Origin of the sequence: Aurantiacibacter sp. MUD11, from assembly GCF_026967575.1 — a bacterium.
GTDB lineage: Bacteria > Pseudomonadota > Alphaproteobacteria > Sphingomonadales > Sphingomonadaceae > Alteraurantiacibacter.
In genome coordinates this window covers 2,480,999-2,495,513 of sequence record NZ_CP114054.1, presented here as the reverse complement: position 1 = coordinate 2,495,513, position 14,515 = coordinate 2,480,999, and the positions used below count along the sequence as shown (strand labels likewise).

The 14,515-nt window shown below is 63.6% G+C and carries 14 protein-coding genes and 1 tRNA gene; 7 read left to right on the top strand and 8 right to left on the bottom strand.

Going from position 1 to position 14,515, the window contains the following annotated elements; translation table 11 throughout:
* Position 1 precedes the first annotated feature (1 nt).
* The 3 genes from OZN62_RS12440 to OZN62_RS12430 all read right to left on the bottom strand — a co-directional run bounded on the left by OZN62_RS12440 (position 2) and on the right by OZN62_RS12430 (position 2,470).
* Positions 2–673 (bottom strand): DUF6445 family protein, encoded by a 672-nt coding sequence (locus OZN62_RS12440; RefSeq protein WP_330848772.1) that lies wholly within the window; start codon positions 671–673, stop codon positions 2–4.
* Positions 674–1,055: 382 nt separating this feature from the next.
* Entirely contained in the window at positions 1,056–2,282 is a 1,227-nt protein-coding gene (locus OZN62_RS12435) for a saccharopine dehydrogenase family protein (protein WP_269100166.1), read from the bottom strand.
* 97 nt (positions 2,283–2,379) lie between these two features.
* Positions 2,380–2,470 (bottom strand) — tRNA-Ser (locus OZN62_RS12430).
* A gap of 83 nt (positions 2,471–2,553) precedes the next feature.
* Between OZN62_RS12430 and OZN62_RS12425 the strand changes: the two genes are divergently transcribed.
* From OZN62_RS12425 to OZN62_RS12415, 3 genes are read left to right on the top strand one after another with little or no spacing between them, the layout of a single operon-like run.
* Entirely contained in the window at positions 2,554–2,958 is a 405-nt protein-coding gene (locus OZN62_RS12425; protein WP_269100164.1) for a metallopeptidase family protein, read from the top strand.
* A 37-nt stretch (positions 2,959–2,995) separates the two neighbouring features.
* Positions 2,996–4,000, top strand: a complete 1,005-nt coding sequence (locus tag OZN62_RS12420) for a peptidylprolyl isomerase (protein ID WP_269100161.1) — start codon at positions 2,996–2,998, stop codon at positions 3,998–4,000.
* Positions 3,997–4,320: a DUF1905 domain-containing protein gene (locus tag OZN62_RS12415; RefSeq protein WP_269100160.1), complete on the top strand. Its 324-nt coding sequence runs from the start codon at positions 3,997–3,999 to the stop codon at positions 4,318–4,320. The genes OZN62_RS12420 and OZN62_RS12415 overlap by 4 nt, the downstream gene beginning before the upstream one ends.
* On the opposite strand, the gene OZN62_RS12410 is transcribed toward OZN62_RS12415, so the two are convergent.
* Entirely contained in the window at positions 4,317–6,398 is a 2,082-nt protein-coding gene (locus OZN62_RS12410) for a RelA/SpoT family protein (protein ID WP_269100159.1), read from the bottom strand. The genes OZN62_RS12415 and OZN62_RS12410 overlap by 4 nt on opposite strands.
* A 61-nt stretch (positions 6,399–6,459) precedes the next feature.
* On the bottom strand, positions 6,460–8,379 hold the full coding sequence (locus OZN62_RS12405) for a M1 family metallopeptidase (protein WP_269100158.1): 1,920 nt from the start codon (positions 8,377–8,379) through the stop codon (positions 6,460–6,462).
* Positions 8,380–8,560: 181 nt separating this feature from the next.
* Between OZN62_RS12405 and OZN62_RS12400 the strand changes: the two genes are divergently transcribed.
* Together OZN62_RS12400 and OZN62_RS12395 are read left to right on the top strand one after the other, a co-directional pair.
* Entirely contained in the window at positions 8,561–9,472 is a 912-nt protein-coding gene (locus OZN62_RS12400; RefSeq protein WP_269100156.1) for a hypothetical protein, read from the top strand.
* A gap of 31 nt (positions 9,473–9,503) precedes the next feature.
* Positions 9,504–10,418, top strand: coding sequence for a glycoside hydrolase family 16 protein (locus tag OZN62_RS12395; RefSeq protein WP_269100154.1), 915 nt, complete (start codon positions 9,504–9,506; stop codon positions 10,416–10,418).
* On the opposite strand, the gene hemF is transcribed toward OZN62_RS12395, so the two are convergent.
* On the bottom strand, positions 10,415–11,272 hold the full coding sequence (hemF, locus tag OZN62_RS12390; RefSeq protein WP_442864401.1) for an oxygen-dependent coproporphyrinogen oxidase: 858 nt from the start codon (positions 11,270–11,272) through the stop codon (positions 10,415–10,417). The genes OZN62_RS12395 and hemF overlap by 4 nt on opposite strands.
* A gap of 43 nt (positions 11,273–11,315) precedes the next feature.
* Between hemF and pdeM the strand changes: the two genes are divergently transcribed.
* A complete protein-coding gene (pdeM, locus tag OZN62_RS12385) occupies positions 11,316–12,038 on the top strand; it encodes a ligase-associated DNA damage response endonuclease PdeM (protein WP_269100150.1) in 723 nt (240 codons plus the stop codon).
* A gap of 91 nt (positions 12,039–12,129) precedes the next feature.
* The gene (gene infC, locus OZN62_RS12380; protein WP_269100149.1) at positions 12,130–12,651 is read left to right on the top strand and encodes a translation initiation factor IF-3; all 522 of its coding nucleotides are present in this window, start codon (positions 12,130–12,132) and stop codon (positions 12,649–12,651) included.
* 49 nt (positions 12,652–12,700) lie between these two features.
* Here infC and OZN62_RS12375 read toward each other — a convergent pair whose 3' ends face one another.
* Together OZN62_RS12375 and OZN62_RS12370 are read right to left on the bottom strand one after the other, a co-directional pair.
* Complete coding sequence (locus OZN62_RS12375) at positions 12,701–13,993, bottom strand: OmpP1/FadL family transporter (RefSeq protein WP_269100148.1); 1,293 nt, start codon at positions 13,991–13,993, stop codon at positions 12,701–12,703.
* A gap of 116 nt (positions 13,994–14,109) precedes the next feature.
* Complete coding sequence (locus tag OZN62_RS12370; protein WP_269100146.1) at positions 14,110–14,493, bottom strand: VOC family protein; 384 nt, start codon at positions 14,491–14,493, stop codon at positions 14,110–14,112.
* Positions 14,494–14,515 lie beyond the last annotated feature (22 nt).

Sequence of the window (14,515 nt, the reverse complement as noted above, 5' to 3'; positions counted from 1 at the left end):
GTCAGGCTTGTCGCATGAAGCAGTTGAGGGTCAATCGGCCTCGGCCAGGTTGACTTGGGAGGCCAGCGTCAGCGTTCACCATACCCGAGTGGAGCAATTGCCCCCGGTAGATCATGAGCCGATTGAACTTCGCGCGCACTTTTCCGATCTGACGAAAATTCTCGTTTGAGGAGACAAAATATCCGCCCCCGACAGCCTCCTCTCGGCCATCCCCAGGAAGGCAATTCTTGTAATCGTCGACATTGCCGGAATCGATCACTTCAATTCCAGTTGGGACCTGACGATAGAATGCGGTTCCTCCATAATCTTCTTCGAACAGGTAGTGCACGGCAGCAAGGGCATTGCTCCCAACGCCATCATAATGCGGCACGCGCTGCATGACTGTGAGTTCGTTTGGATCAGTCGTGGTCACAGAGAACATCGTCTGGCTCTCGATGCTTCGTTCGATCCTAAAATCGAATGTATCTGCAATCGCTAGACCAAGAACATTCGTGAGCTGCTCAAGATATACATCTGGCGCCAGTGCCCTGACACCCGGATAATGCGCAAGCAGTTCCGGATCGCTCGAAAATTCAATTTGCTCTTCTGCGTAGCGCACCCATTCCTTTGGATTTGCGAGCAAGCCATCGACAATCATGACTGGAGATTTGCTCCGGCCAACATTGCGAACCACGATTTCGGGTTCAGCGCTGAATGACAAATCATAACCAGCTGCTGTTGCCGTTGCCGATCTCGGTAATGACCGTGGCTCCCGCTGCTTGGCTCGAAGATTTGGCTGTCGCTTGGGCTTGGAGAAGGAAAGTCTCACGGATATCTCTGTTGCTGAGTGACATTACCATATCGGCTGCTGACGCGAGTGCAATCGCGACCGCATGGAACATCGGGGCAGGAGGTCAGGTTTATCGGCAAGAGCCAGGGCGGGGTAGGTCACCAGCTGACAACTCATTTGCGTATTCTGCTATGCACACAACTGGCAGCGCAACGCAGTTCGCAGCCTTCAACTCATGAAGTAGCGTTCGAAGCAGCAAAGGGTGTGCCGCAAGTACGTGCGCCAACTACAGTGCTTCGAAAGTCAGGCCGGCATTCGCCTCAAGCCGCTCAATCAAGGCGTCGCCCATGAGCGCAGCCGGGGTCCAGAAGCCGCCGGAATTCTGGCCCGTTTCAGCTGTTTCGAGGATGCACAGCGCCGCTTCGGAAAGCATCTTCGCGGTGGAGCCGTAGCCAGGATCACGATCACCGGTGACACGCACGCTCACGACATCGCGGCTCGCCGTGGTGCCAGCCAGCTTGATCTTGAAGAAGCCGGCCTCCCGAGCCTCCTTCGAAGGTCCTTCTCCCGGCTTGGGCAGAAACTTCTCGGCCAGCCAACGTGTCGGCGACAGCGCCAGCACGCCCATGAAACCGCCCATCCCCAGGGTCATGGCAATCGACCTGAGCCTGCCGCGAGGGCCGTCGCCGGTCATGGTGTATTCAGAGTAGCGGAAGTTCTCGCCGTAGCGGTTGTTCTGCAGCGCGTTGCTGCGTTGGACGACCCGGGTGTTGATCCCGGCCATCACGAAGGGAGCGCACCACGATCGGAGCGCATCGCTGTAATAGCGCGCCTCCGTGCGCTGCCTCGCCGTGTTCGGGTAATCGTCAGGGCAGAGCAGGTAGGGATCGGCGAGCTTCTTGCGCAAGGCTGGATCCGCTCCCGCTTCCTTCAGCACATTGATGAGGCTCGCGACTGTGCCGCCGCTGAACCCGCCCTTGGCTGCCTGCACACCGAGTTCGACCGTCTCGCACGTGCTTCCGGCAGTCTCGAGCGCATGCTTTTGCAGGAAATATGTACCGAGATCGCTCGGAATGGAGTCGAAGCCGCAGCAATTGACGATCAGCGCCCCGCTTTCGCGCGCGGCGGCTTCGTATTTCTCGATCATCGCGGCAATCCACTGAACCTCGCCCGTGAGGTCGCAATAGTGGGTGCGACTGCTCGCGCATGTCTTGACCAGCTTCTCGCCGTAAAGCGCATATGGCCCGACGGTCGAGATGACGAGGCGCGTCTGGGCGCACATGGCGGCAAGCGATGCCTCATCGTCCGAATTGGCAATGATCGTGGGAAGATCAGCCGCAGCTTCTCCCAACCGCTCCTTCAGGGCAGCGAGTTTGGCTGGCGAGCGGGCGGCGATGGCCCACCGCACGTCTCGACCGACGCCGTATCTCGCCAGAATATTCTCGGCCGTGATCGCGCCCACGAAACTGGTGGCACCGTAAATGACGAGGTCGAACTGCGCAGCTTCGGTCATGCTGCTTGTTGTAGCGCCTCAAGTCTTCAAATCGACCATTATCGCTCGACAAGATGCGAAATTGCGGGGGAGCGCCTTGGCAGGGTCGCAGAATGGGTGGCGGAGCGGGAGGGATTCGAACCCTCGATACGGGGTTGCCGTATACACACTTTCCAGGCGTGCGCCTTCGACCACTCGGCCACCGCTCCGCATGCCTGACTTGGCAGAGGCGCGCACCTAGCGAAGCTGTGTGCCCATGACAAGCGACACTCGCATGCCTATTTCACCCGGCATGAACCGCACAATCGGAAACGCGCCCTCCATTGAACAGCTGGAAGCCCTGGCGCAGGCCACCTTCGACCGCATCCCCGAAGCCTTCGCCGCGCACCTGGGCGACGTGGTGATCCAGGTGCAGGACTTCGCCGAGGACGAGTTGCTGGCGGAAATGGGCATCGAAAGTCCCTTCGAACTGACCGGCGTCTACGAGGGCTTGCCGATGACCGAGCGCAGCATCGAGCATTCGGGCACCATGCCCGATCGCATTCGCCTGTTCCGCCTGCCGATCCTGCTGGAATGGTGCGAGCGCGGGGACGAGACGCTCGAACACCTCGTCGGCCACGTCCTGGTGCACGAGATCGGCCACCACTTCGGCCTTTCGGATGACGACATGCACGCGCTGGAAGACCAGGTGCTCTAGCCCTTGCCAATTGGCCGCGCGGTGGCAGGGTGTGGTCATGCACAAGTTCACCCTCGCCAGCTTCGCGCTTGCCCTCGCCCTTCCCGCAGCCGCGCAGGAGGAGGAACCCGTCACGCCCGGCTCCGTCGTCGCTTCCGCCAGTGCGGAGGAATGGGTGGAGATCGCAGCGGACGACCTGCTGGTGATGGAGCTTGCCCCGGCTGCGGACGGCTCGGAGCGCCGTGTGGTGATCCAGCTGATGCCGCCGCCCTTCAGCCAGCCTTGGGTCGAGAATATCCGCACCCTGGCGCAGGCGCACTGGTGGGACGGCACGAGTGTCTACCGGGTGCAGGACAATTACGTCACCCAATGGGGCGATGCGACCGAGGAGAAGGTGTTGCCGGAAGGCGTCCGGTCTCCTTTGGCAGGCTACGAAAGCACAAATGGCGCGGCGACCGAGGTGCAAATGGAAGCCATGAATCCAATCGAGCTTGGTCACTTGCTCGAGCAAGGCACCGAAAACCCCGAGTATCGACGGAACCGAGCGATCCAGGAGCACCTCAGAGCGGATCCCTATGCAGAACAAACCGCTTTCTTCATGGGGTGGCCAATTGCCCAAGGCGGCAGCATCTACGAGTCACCTATCTGGCCCATCCACTGCTACGGATACATCGGTGTCGCGCGGGACTATGCGCCTGACACGGGCACGGGCGCGGAACTCTACACCATCATCGGGCAGCCGCAGCGGCACATGGATCGCAACCTGGCCGTTGTGGGCCGGGTGATCGAGGGGATGGAACACCTCTCCAGCCTGCCACGCGGGCACGGCGAACTGGGCTTCTATGCCGAGGACGAGGAGCACCTGCGCACGCCGATTGTCTCCGTCCGGATGGCAAGCGAATTGGAAAACGCACCGCGCTTCGAATACCTCGACACCGCCAGCGAGAGCTTCGCCAGCTACGTCGCCGTGCGCGCCAATCGCGATGACCCGTTCTACACCGTCCCTGCCGGCGGCGTGGACGTTTGCAGCGTGCAGGTGCCGGTAAGGCCCGTTGCGGAATGAGCACGGGCGACACCCTCACCTTCTCGGCCACGCTGCTGGGCTGGACCAATGAGAGCGACATGCTGGCGACCTATGTCGAACTGCCCGCGGATACCGCGAAAGCCGTCGCCACGCATGAGCTGCACCAGCGTATCCTGACCGGCAAGCGGCGCGGCTTTGGCTCAGTGAAGGTCAATGTCACCATTGGCGCCAGCGAGTGGTCGACCAGCCTCTTTCCGCAGAAGGACGGCACCTGGTTCCTGCCGGTGAAAGCGGACGTCCGCCGCGGCGAGAAGCTGGCCGAGGGCGACGAGGTCACCGCGACGCTGGAACTGCTCTAGATACGATCGGCCTGGGCCACGGCATCGGTCGCCCGCAGGGCGCTGAGGATGCGGGTAAGGTGCGCCAGGTCCTGCACTTCCAGGTCCACGTCATAGGTGTGGAACGGGTCGTCGCGCTGAGTCAGCACCAGGTTCATCACGTTGGCATTGTTGCGCGCGAAGACGCCTGCCATTTCCGCCAGCGTACCGGGGCGGTTGTAGAGCACCACGTTCAGGCGACCGACCGCACCGTGCGAGCGTTCGCCCCATGACAGGTCGATCCAGTCGGTATCGACGCCGTTGGCCAATTCCAGGCAGTCGATGGCGTGGACTTCCACCGTTTCGTGCGGACGGCGCAGGCCGACGATGCGATCGCCCGGCACCGGGTGGCAACATTCTGCTAGGTCGAAACCGACACCGGGGGTGAGGCCCTTGATGGAGATGGCACGTTCCTGCTCCGGCTCTGCCGGAAGGTCAGCCGTGCAGCCCGGCACCAGCGCTTCCATCACCTCGCGGTCACGCAGCTTGCCCGCGCCGATGGCGTACATCAGATCCTCGGCGTCCTCCAATTGCAGCCGCTCGGCCGCCTGCTTGATGGCCTTCTTGCCCACCTTGGCGGGCAGGCGCTCGGCAATCTCGTCGAACAACTTGCGGCCGATCTCGGCAACCTCGGCGCGTTCCTTCAGGCGCACGGCACGGCGAATGGCGGCGCGCGCCTTGCCGGTGACGACGAAGCCCAGCCACGACAGCTGTGGCTCGGCATTCTTGCCTTTGATGATTTCCACCACGTCGCCGTTCCCCAGCGGGGTGCGTAGAGGCATGTGTCGCCCGTTGATCTTCGCGCCCACGGTCTGCGCGCCAAGGTCCGTATGCACGGCGAAGGCGAAGTCGACCGCGGTGGCGCCCTTGGGCAGCTGGAACAGCGCCCCCTTGGGGGTGAAGGCGAAGATGCGATCCTGGTAGATCGCCAGCTTGGTATGCTCGAGCAGTTCCTCGGCATCGTGGCTGGCATCGACGATCTCGATCAGGTCGCGCAGCCAGGCCACCTGCCCGTCATGCTTACCGCCCTGCTTGTAGGCCCAGTGCGCCGCCAGGCCGAAGCCGTTGGTGCGGTGCATCTCGCGGGTGCGAATTTGCACCTCCACGCGCATGGACTTGTCGTAAAACAGCGTGGTGTGCAGGCTCTTGTACCCGTTGTTCTTGGGGGTGGAGATGTAATCCTTGAACCGCCCCGGCACGAACTGGAAGGTGGTGTGCAGCACGCCCAGCGCGGCGTAGCAGTCCTCCACGTTGTCGGTCAGCACGCGGAAAGCCATGATGTCGGTTACCTGTTCGAACGGCAGGTGGCGCTCGGCCATTTTCCGCCAGATCGAATAGGGATGCTTCTCGCGGCCCCAGACCTCCACTTCCAGTCCCGCCTGGCTGAGCGCCTGCTTGATGTCGAGCGCGATGCGATCGACCTGTCCGGCGTCGGACTGGCGCAGCTGGTCCAGCCGCTTGGTGATGGTGGTATAGGCTTCCGGCTCCAGCTGTTCGAAGGCGAGCAGCTGCATCTCGCGCATGTATTCGTACATGCCCACCCGCTCCGCCAACGGGGCGTAGATATCCATTGTCTCGCGGGCGATGCGGCGGCGCTTTTCCGGGTTCTTGATATGGTGCAGCGTGCGCATGTTGTGCAGGCGGTCCGCCAGCTTCACCAGCAGCACGCGCAGGTCTTCGCTCATGGCGAGCAGGAACTTGCGCAGGTTCTCCGCCGCGCGCTCGTTCTCCGCCATCTGCTCGATCTTGGAGAGCTTGGTCACCCCATCGACCAGCCGGGCCACCTCGTCGCCGAAATTCTCGCGCACGTCGTCGATGGTGGCGAGCGTATCCTCCACCGTATCGTGCAGCAGCGCGGTGACGATGGTTTCCTGGTCCAGCTTCAGGTCGGTCATCAGGCCGGCGACTTCGACCGGGTGGCTGAAATAGGGGTCGCCCGAGGCGCGCTTCTGCGTGCCGTGCTTCTGCACGGTGTAGACATAGGCACGATTCAGCAGCGCCTCGTCGGCGTCGGGGTCGTACTCCTTAACCCGTTCAACTAGTTCGTACTGGCGCAGCATGATTACCCCCTAAATGGGGGTGAATCGTGTCGATTTGCAACGGGAAAGCGCTCTTGCAGCGTCAGCTGCCGCTTGCGCCCTCGTAACCGACGATCTCGTCCACTCGGCTGCGGGTGTAGCTGTGATAGCCGCCGCGCGTGTCCGCATAGATGCGCGTGGCGATCGGGCGACCCCAGCGGCCGGTATCCCACAGCGCGCGGAACAGCGGCGAGACGAACTTGTTGCGGCCCACCTCGGCAAGGAATTGCTCGGCCTGCGGTACAGCGGGATCGTATTCGTTGCGCAGCGCCGCCTCCAGCCACAGGAACAGCACTTCGTTGTTGCCGTTTCCGGCAAGGCCGAGGCTGCCGTTGAGCGATGCCAGCTGATCGGCTGACAGGTCTTCCGGCAGTTCCTGCAGGAAGCGCTGCTGTTCGGCACCGGTCCAGTTGGTCCAGGTCGCGACCAGCGGCAGCGTGCCGTCCGCGGCATAGGCGGCGGCAGCCTCGTCGACTTCGGCGAAGGCATCGGCCTTCGGAGCCACGGCATTTTCCGGAAGTCCGGTGCCGTAGATCCACTCGTCCAGCATCAGCGCGTCTTCCAGTTCTTCGTCCCCGGCAACCAGTTCCTCGCGCAGTTCGGCAAGGAACATTTCTGAGGTCGCTGGCTGGAAGGCGTGGCGATCGAACCAGCCGCGCATGAAGGCATCGAATTCCTCGCGCCCGACGATGGTTTCCACCGTGCGCAGGAACACCGTGCCCTTGTCGTAGATCGCCTCGCCCACGGTATCGAAGGGGCTGATGCCTTCGGGCGTGCGCATGGCGGTGTTGGGATTGTCCGCGCCGTTTTCCTCGATGGCTTCGACCAGCGATGCGTAGCTGAGCGCATATTCCTGCTCAGCGCGCTTCTCACCGAAGACGGATTCGGAAATGCGGCTCTCGAAATAGGAGGTCACGCCCTCGTTCAGCCAGCCGTCGCGCCAGCTAGAATAGGTGACGAGGTTGCCCGACCAGCTGTGCGCGAGCTCATGCGCGACGAGGCCGGTGTTGGAGCGGTCGCCCGCGATGAAGGTCGGCGTGAGGAAGGTCATCACCGGGTTTTCCATGCCGCCGTAGGGGAAGGCAGGCGGCAGCACGATCATGTCGTAGCGGCCCCAGCGATAGTCGCCGTAGATCTCTTCCGCGGCGTCGATCATGGCTTCGGTATCGACCAGTTCGGCGGCGGCCTCTTCCAGCACTTCAGGTTCCGCCCAGACGCCCGAGCGCGGGCCGAGTTCGGCGAACGCGATGTTCCCGGCGGCAATCGCGATCAGGTACGGCGGGACGGAATTGTCCATGGCGAATTCGAAAGCGTGGCGGTTCTCGTCCACCTCCTCCGGCTCGCCGCGCGAAATGCCGCTCATCACCACGTTCAGTTCCTTCGGCGCGGTAATGCGCGCTTCCCAGGTCTGGCGAATGCCGGGGCTGTCCTGCGTCGGGATCCAGCTGCGGTTGAGGATCGCCTGGCCCTGGCTGAACACGAAGGGATGCTCACCGCCGGCGGTCTGCTCCGGATCGAGCCATTGCAGTGCCTCGGCCTCCGGCGCGCTGGTGTAGTCGATGACGACCTGCTGCAAGGCGGAACCATCGATCTCGCCCAGCTTCACCGTGATCGGTTCGCCCTTGTCGGGATCGTTTTCGCCCACGGTGAACTCCAGCGCATTGCCTGCGCCGTCCATCACACCGCCGATCACCAGCCCGTTGGAATCGAGGACGATCTCGTCCACGCCTTCGGCGGCCTGCACGTCCAGCGTGGCCGTGCCTTCCACCCGGCGCGCCTCGAAATCGAGAGCGAGATCGAGCGCCACGTGGGTCACCCGCGCTTCGGTGGGGCGGGCATAGGTGAATTCGTCGAAGGCCTGCTCGCTGGTCAGGATCGGCGCGACGGTACGTTCTTCCGGGGCCGTTTCGGTGGTGCAGGCGGCAACCAGCAGTGCCGGCAGCGCAAAGAGTGCAATTCGCATGGAGTCTCCGCTTTTATGCGACCTTGTTTGGGCGGCTGCATAGCAAATCGTCGAGCCAAGTCACCGCTTCATGGGTTTTCGCTAGGCAACTGCCGTGTTTTCAGCGAGTTCACAGGCATCGCATTTGCCGCGCCGTCGATTTTGCGACGCGATTCAAGCGGGACATGCTATGGAGAATCTCGTGATGAAGCCCCCCCGACTGTCCTCCTTGCTGGCCTGTTCCGCTGCTTTTGCGGTGATCGCCTTGTCCGCTGCGCCGCTGGCTGCGCAGGATGCCATTACCGAGGTCGAACAAGCGCTCGATCCCGAGGTCGAGGGCGGACAGGACATCGTCGTTACCGGCGAGCTGGGCGAAATGCACTCGCAGGCGCGAGAGCAGGCGCGGGACATAACGCCGCGCGGTGGTTCCGTGGCAGCGCCGCTGGCGCGCATGCAGCGTCCCGTGTGCCCCGGCGTCTTCGGCGCCGAAACGCGCACCGCCTACGAAATCATCGGCCGCATCCGTTCCAATGCGGAGCGCATCGGGCACGAGGTTATCCGCGGCGAACCCTGCACGGCCAATGTCATCGTCGCCTTCGTGGACGATCCGCATGACGAGTTCGAACAGTTGCGCGATGCCGATCACTACCTCGCCGACGGGCTCAGCTTCTGGGATGCCAAGCGCGTGCGCGAGACCGAAAGTCCGGTGCTGGCATGGAACGTCACCACCATGCGCAACCGTGACGGCATCGCCTCCAACGGCAATCCGCCCACCTTCGCCAGCACGGCGATCAGCCGCACCGAGCTGGGCGTGCGCGAGGATATCGATGTCTCGGTGGTGATGATCCGCCGCGATGCGATCGAGGGGCTCGATACGATTGCCATCGCCGATTACGTCACCATGCGCGCACTGGCGCAGACGCTGACGCCCGAAGGCGCGACCGAGCTCGGCACGATCCTCGAACTGTTCAACGAGGATGTCGAAGCCCCGCCGTTCCGGCTGACCGCTTTCGACGAAGCCTATCTCACCAGCCTCTATCGCGAACAGGCCAATGCCCCCAGCCGCGTGGCACTGCGTGATGTCGGTCGGTTGATGGAGCGCGGCAGCGAGTGACAGCCCCTGGCATGGCCGCTAGGCTGCGACCATGCAAACACTCCTGACCAAGACCGCCCTCGCCCTTCCCGTTCTCGCGCTGGCAGCCTGCCAGCCCGCCGCTGACACAAGTGCCCCGCCTACCGAGGCGGAAGTCGATGCGGCGCAGGCGCAGAACGGGCGCGAACTGCTCTTCTCCGACGAGTTTTCCGCCGAGCAACTGGACCGCACCAAGTGGAACGTGGTCGGCATGGATTTCTGGGTGAACGAGGAGGAGCAGGCCTATGTCGACTCCCCCGAAACCATCCAGTTCGCGCAGGGCGTGGAAGGTGCCGACGGCGGTGTGCTGGTGCTGCGCCCGATCTATCGCCCCGGTGAGGACACCAACGAGGAGCGCAACGCCGACTTCCTTTCGGGCCGCATCAACACCCGCGGCATTTTCGAATTCACGCACGGCCGCGCCGAAGCCCGCATCCGCATGCCTGACGCTGTCGGCGTGTGGCCCGCCTTCTGGCTGCTGGCCGACGCGCCCTGGCCCAGCGAGGGCGAGATCGACATCATGGAATATGTCGGCCAGGCAGACTGGACCGGCGTGGCGGTGCATGGTCCCGGCTATTCGGGCGACATGGGCATCGCCGACAGGCAGTACTTCACCGATGGGTCGGACGTTACCGACTGGCACGTCTACGCCGCCGAATGGACGCCAGAGGGCGTGGAATTCTTCGTTGACGACGTGCTGACCTTTCGCGTGCCCAAGACCAATGTCGAATTCTTCGGCGACTGGGTGTTCGACAACCCGCAATTCGTGGTGCTGAATTTCGCCGTGGGCGGTATCTACCCCTACAAGATCAACGGCATTGACGAGCCCTACAAGGGCATGCCGCAGTCAACCGCAGACCGCATCGCCGCCGGCGAAATCGCGATGGAGGTGGACTGGGTGCGGGTTTACGGGCCGGAAACCGATTAGCTCCAGGTCACCTCGGGCGGCAGGCTCATCAGGATGGCATCGATATTGCCGCCGGTCTTGAGACCGAACAGCGTGCCGCGGTCATAGACCAGGTTGAACTCGACATAGCGGCCGCGCCATTCACGCTGGGCGGCTTTCTCTTCCTCGGTCCATTCCTGGCCCATGCGTTTGCGCACGATGGCGGGGAAGGCGTCGAGGAAGGCCTCGCCCACGTCCCGGGTGAAGGCGAAGTGACGGTCGAAGGTAGCCGTGTCCTCGCATTCGAGGTGATCGTAGAAGATGCCGCCCACGCCGCGCGCCACGTTGCGGTGGGGGATGAAGAAGTAGTCGTCCGCCCACTTCTTGAACTTCTCGTAGTAGGTCGGGTTATGGGCACTGCATGCCGCGCGCAGGCGGGCGTGGAAGGCCTCGGTATCCTCCGCATATTCGATCGGCGGGTTGAGGTCCGCGCCGCCGCCGAACCATGCGGCCTGCGTGGTCAGGAAACGGGTGTTCATGTGCACGGCTGGCACGTGCGGGTTGGCCATGTGGGCGACCAGCGAAATGCCGGTGGCGGTGAACTCGGGGTTCTCCACGCTGGCGCCGTTCACCTGCCCGGCGAACTGGGGACTGAACGCGCCAGAGACGGTACTGACGTTGACGCCGACCTTCTCGAACACCTTGCCCTTCATCACCCCGCGCACGCCGCCGCCGCCGTCGGAATCGTCGTCGGTCTCGCGGTCCCAGGAAATGTATTCGAAGCTCGCGTCCGAACCGGCCTCGCGCTCGATGGCTTCGAATTCGGCGCAGATGCGGTCACGCAGGCTTTCGAACCAGGTACGGGCCTGTTCGGTCTGTTTTCTCCAATCCATGATTCGGCCTCTTGCCAAAGCCGGTGGCAGGCGGCAAGTGAGCCGCATGGTTCCCGTTTCGTTCGCCTTTCCCTTTTGCGGGGACGAGTTCGTGCTGACGCAGTCGCGCGCGCTCTACTGGCCGCGCGAGCAGGCGTTGCTGGTGGCGGACCTGCACTTGGAGAAAGCGAGCTTCTTTGCCCGGCACGGACAAATGCTGCCGCCTTACGACAGCCGCGAGACGCTGGAACGGCTGGCCGAGGCGATCCGCGAGACGGGCGCGAGGCGCGTTTTCACGCTGGGTGACAACTTCCACGATTCGGAAGGCTCGCAGCGGCTGGAACCGCACGCGGAAGGCATGCTGGCCGCCCTCACCCGCGCCACCGACTGGGTGTGGATCACCGGCAACCACGACCCCGCCCTGAAAAGCACGATGGGGGAAGCCAAGAGCGGCGGCACGATCGCCGAGGAGCTGGAGGTCGCCGGTATGGTGCTGCGGCACATGGCCAAGAAGGGCGAGACGCGGCCCGAGCTTTCCGGCCATTTCCACCCGCGCGTGCAGCTGAAGGTGCACCATCGCCATATCCGTCGCCCCTGCGCGGTCGTCAGCCAGAATGGCGATGGCGGCTGCGGGCGGATGATCCTGCCGGCCTTCGGTGCGCTGACCGGCGGCATGGATGCAGCCGACCCCGCAATCCTGCAGGCGCTGCAACCGGCAAGCGCCGTCGATGCGCTGGTGCCGACGGCCAGGAAGCTGGCCCGATTCCCGCTGTGGCGCGAGGCTGCTTGAACCTCTGGCCTTTGCCCGCGTTACTCCCTACATAGGCCGCAGAAACACCAGTCGAAACAGGAGCGATTCCATACCTCGTCCACCCCGCCGCATGATGGCACCGCCGGTCAAATCCGGCCCGAAATACGACCAATACATCCAGGCCGAAAAGGTTCGCGTCATTGACGAGAATGGCGAAAACCTCGGCGTGATGTACACCGACGAAGCGATCGAGCAGGCAGCCGATGCCGGCCTGAACCTCGTCGAGGTTTCGCCCAACGCGAACCCGCCGGTGTGCAAGTTCCTCGATGTCGGCAAGTACCGCTACGAAGCCCAGAAAAAGGCCAACGCGGCGCGCAAGACGCAGAAGACGCAGGACATCAAGGAAGTGAAGATGCGTCCGAACATCGACACGCACGACTACGACGTGAAGATGCGCAACGTGAACAAGTTCATCGAGAACGGCGACAAGGTGAAGGTCACCCTGCGCTTCCGTGGCCGTGAAATGGCCCACCAGCACCTGGGCATGGACCTGCTCAAGCGCGTGCAGGACGACGTGGCGGAAATCGCCAAGGTCGAAGCCTTCCCGCGCCTCGAAGGCCGCCAGATGCTGATGGTGCTGGCGCCGAAGTAAGCGCCGGCAGGCCGGGCGGAGGCATTGGCCTCCGCCGCCTACCTATTCCTTACAGCTCCAGACCGAATTCCAGGCCGAACGCGGTTTCCGCGAGGTAGATGTTCGCCTCGCCGCCGCCGTAGTTCATCGGGATAGAATTCAGGCCCAGCACCTCGTTGCGCGGGGCGCGCATGGCATAGGCGGTCAGTTCGAAGCCGCTTTCGCTGCGCCAGGTGGCACCGACGGTGAAGTGGTCCTGCACCACGCCGGGGGCGAGGATGTTGAGGAAGGTCTCCGAACGCGGCACCGGGTTGTCCGAACGGCCATAGCCGGTGCGCAGCGTCAGGCTTTCGCTGACATCGTAACTGGCGCCGAGCTTGAACACCGTCACGTCTTCCCAGCCGAAACCGGGGCCGTCATCCGCACCGAAGGGGACGCCGGTGAACAGCACGCCCAGCGGATTGCCGACCGAATTGACGCCCGAGTATTCGATTCGCTTCACGTCGGCGGCGAAAGTCAGGCCTTCGACCGGCGTGACGGCGATGCCCGCGCCATATGCGGTGGGCACGTCGAACCCACCCTGGTCAGCGAACAGCCCGGCATACTTGTCGAACTCGGTCGCCCAGATGGTCGACTGGTAGAAGGCGCCGATGGCAAAGTTCTCGCTCAGCTCGCCGTAGTAGCCGATGCGAAGGCCCGCGCCGAACGACCAGTCGGTGTCGCGATTGGTGAAGTTGGCCGGGTCGGCGGAGGCAGCGGCAAACGGCTGGATCCCGCTGGCGCGAAAGCCCTGCACCAGGCCGATGGCGGATACGCCGACGCTGTGCCCCTCGGTGAATTCGTAGGCCAGCGTCGGAGTGATGAAGACCTGCTTCAGGTCCACCCCGGCATCACCGGTCGCGCCGAAGGCAGCGAAGGGGTTTGCGCGCTCGTAATCGGTGTTCATCCCGCCGTTGCCGTTGATCGACAGGCCGAAGGTCAGGTTCTCTCCGATCGGGCGGACATAGCCGAATTCCGGCAGGACGAAGGGATTGGAGCCGTTGCCGTCATAGCTGCCGTCGAGGCCGGCACCGTTGCCGGTGATCTCCGCCCCGCGGTCGGGAATGAAGATCTCGACCCCGAAATCGACACGCCCCTCGATGCCGCTGATGCTGGCCGGGTTGTTGATGTTGGCCATCGCGTCCTGCGGGAAGGCGATGGCCGCACCGCCCATGCCCTTCGCTTTCGCACCGTGGCCGTTGAGGAAGTAGCCGTCGGTCGCCTGCGCCGCGCTGCTGGCCATGGCCAGGATACCGGCGCCGGTGAAGGCGGCGATGCGCAAGCTGCGGATGAGCGACCGCGTGGTCGGGTTGGTGGTTGCCATGGGGGACCCCTGTGCTGCTGTTTTCTCTTGGCCATGTCGGCCTTTTCGGGGGTGCAGTTGGCGTTTCCGTCGGGCAATGAAAACGCACGGATTCTTAGCCCGTGGCAATCTCAGCTTTAGCTGGCGGCTGCTTCCCACAACTCGACGGGATTGCCGTCGCAATCGGCGATGCGGGCAAAACTGCCGACGCCTTCCATGGCTTCGCGGTGGGTCGCCTCGATCCCGGCCGCCTCAAGGCGCGCCAGCAAGGCGTCCAACCCCTCGACCCGCAGGTTGAGCATCACCTGCCGCTCGGCCTGCCAGTAATCGCTGTCTGCCTTGAAGCCGGCGAAGACCGTTGGCCCCGCCTCCTGCACCCACACCCACTCGCCGTCAGGCGTCGGCTGGCCGCTTTCCGTGGCCGCAATGCCGAGGTGGTCGCGATACCATGCGGCCAGTGCCGCCGGATCGGCTGAACGGATGAACAGCCCGCCAATCCCCAGAACCTTGCCCTCTGCCATGCTCCCCTCCTTGCCCCGGCGC

What these genes read in the sequence shown, in the direction of transcription:
- OZN62_RS12435 (WP_269100166.1), bottom strand. Translation starts at nt 2,282, where the DNA reads ATGACCGAAGCTGCGCAGTTCGACCTCGTCATTTACGGTGCCACCAGT.
- OZN62_RS12425 (WP_269100164.1), top strand. Translation starts at nt 2,554, where the DNA reads ATGAACCGCACAATCGGAAACGCGCCCTCCATTGAACAGCTGGAAGCC.
- OZN62_RS12420 (WP_269100161.1), top strand. Translation starts at nt 2,996, where the DNA reads ATGCACAAGTTCACCCTCGCCAGCTTCGCGCTTGCCCTCGCCCTTCCC.
- OZN62_RS12415 (WP_269100160.1), top strand. Translation starts at nt 3,997, where the DNA reads ATGAGCACGGGCGACACCCTCACCTTCTCGGCCACGCTGCTGGGCTGG.
- OZN62_RS12410 (WP_269100159.1), bottom strand. Translation starts at nt 6,398, where the DNA reads ATGCTGCGCCAGTACGAACTAGTTGAACGGGTTAAGGAGTACGACCCC.
- OZN62_RS12405 (WP_269100158.1), bottom strand. Translation starts at nt 8,379, where the DNA reads ATGCGAATTGCACTCTTTGCGCTGCCGGCACTGCTGGTTGCCGCCTGC.
- OZN62_RS12395 (WP_269100154.1), top strand. Translation starts at nt 9,504, where the DNA reads ATGCAAACACTCCTGACCAAGACCGCCCTCGCCCTTCCCGTTCTCGCG.
- pdeM (WP_269100150.1), top strand. Translation starts at nt 11,316, where the DNA reads ATGGTTCCCGTTTCGTTCGCCTTTCCCTTTTGCGGGGACGAGTTCGTG.
- infC (WP_269100149.1), top strand. Translation starts at nt 12,130, where the DNA reads ATGATGGCACCGCCGGTCAAATCCGGCCCGAAATACGACCAATACATC.
- OZN62_RS12375 (WP_269100148.1), bottom strand. Translation starts at nt 13,993, where the DNA reads ATGGCAACCACCAACCCGACCACGCGGTCGCTCATCCGCAGCTTGCGC.
- OZN62_RS12370 (WP_269100146.1), bottom strand. Translation starts at nt 14,493, where the DNA reads ATGGCAGAGGGCAAGGTTCTGGGGATTGGCGGGCTGTTCATCCGTTCA.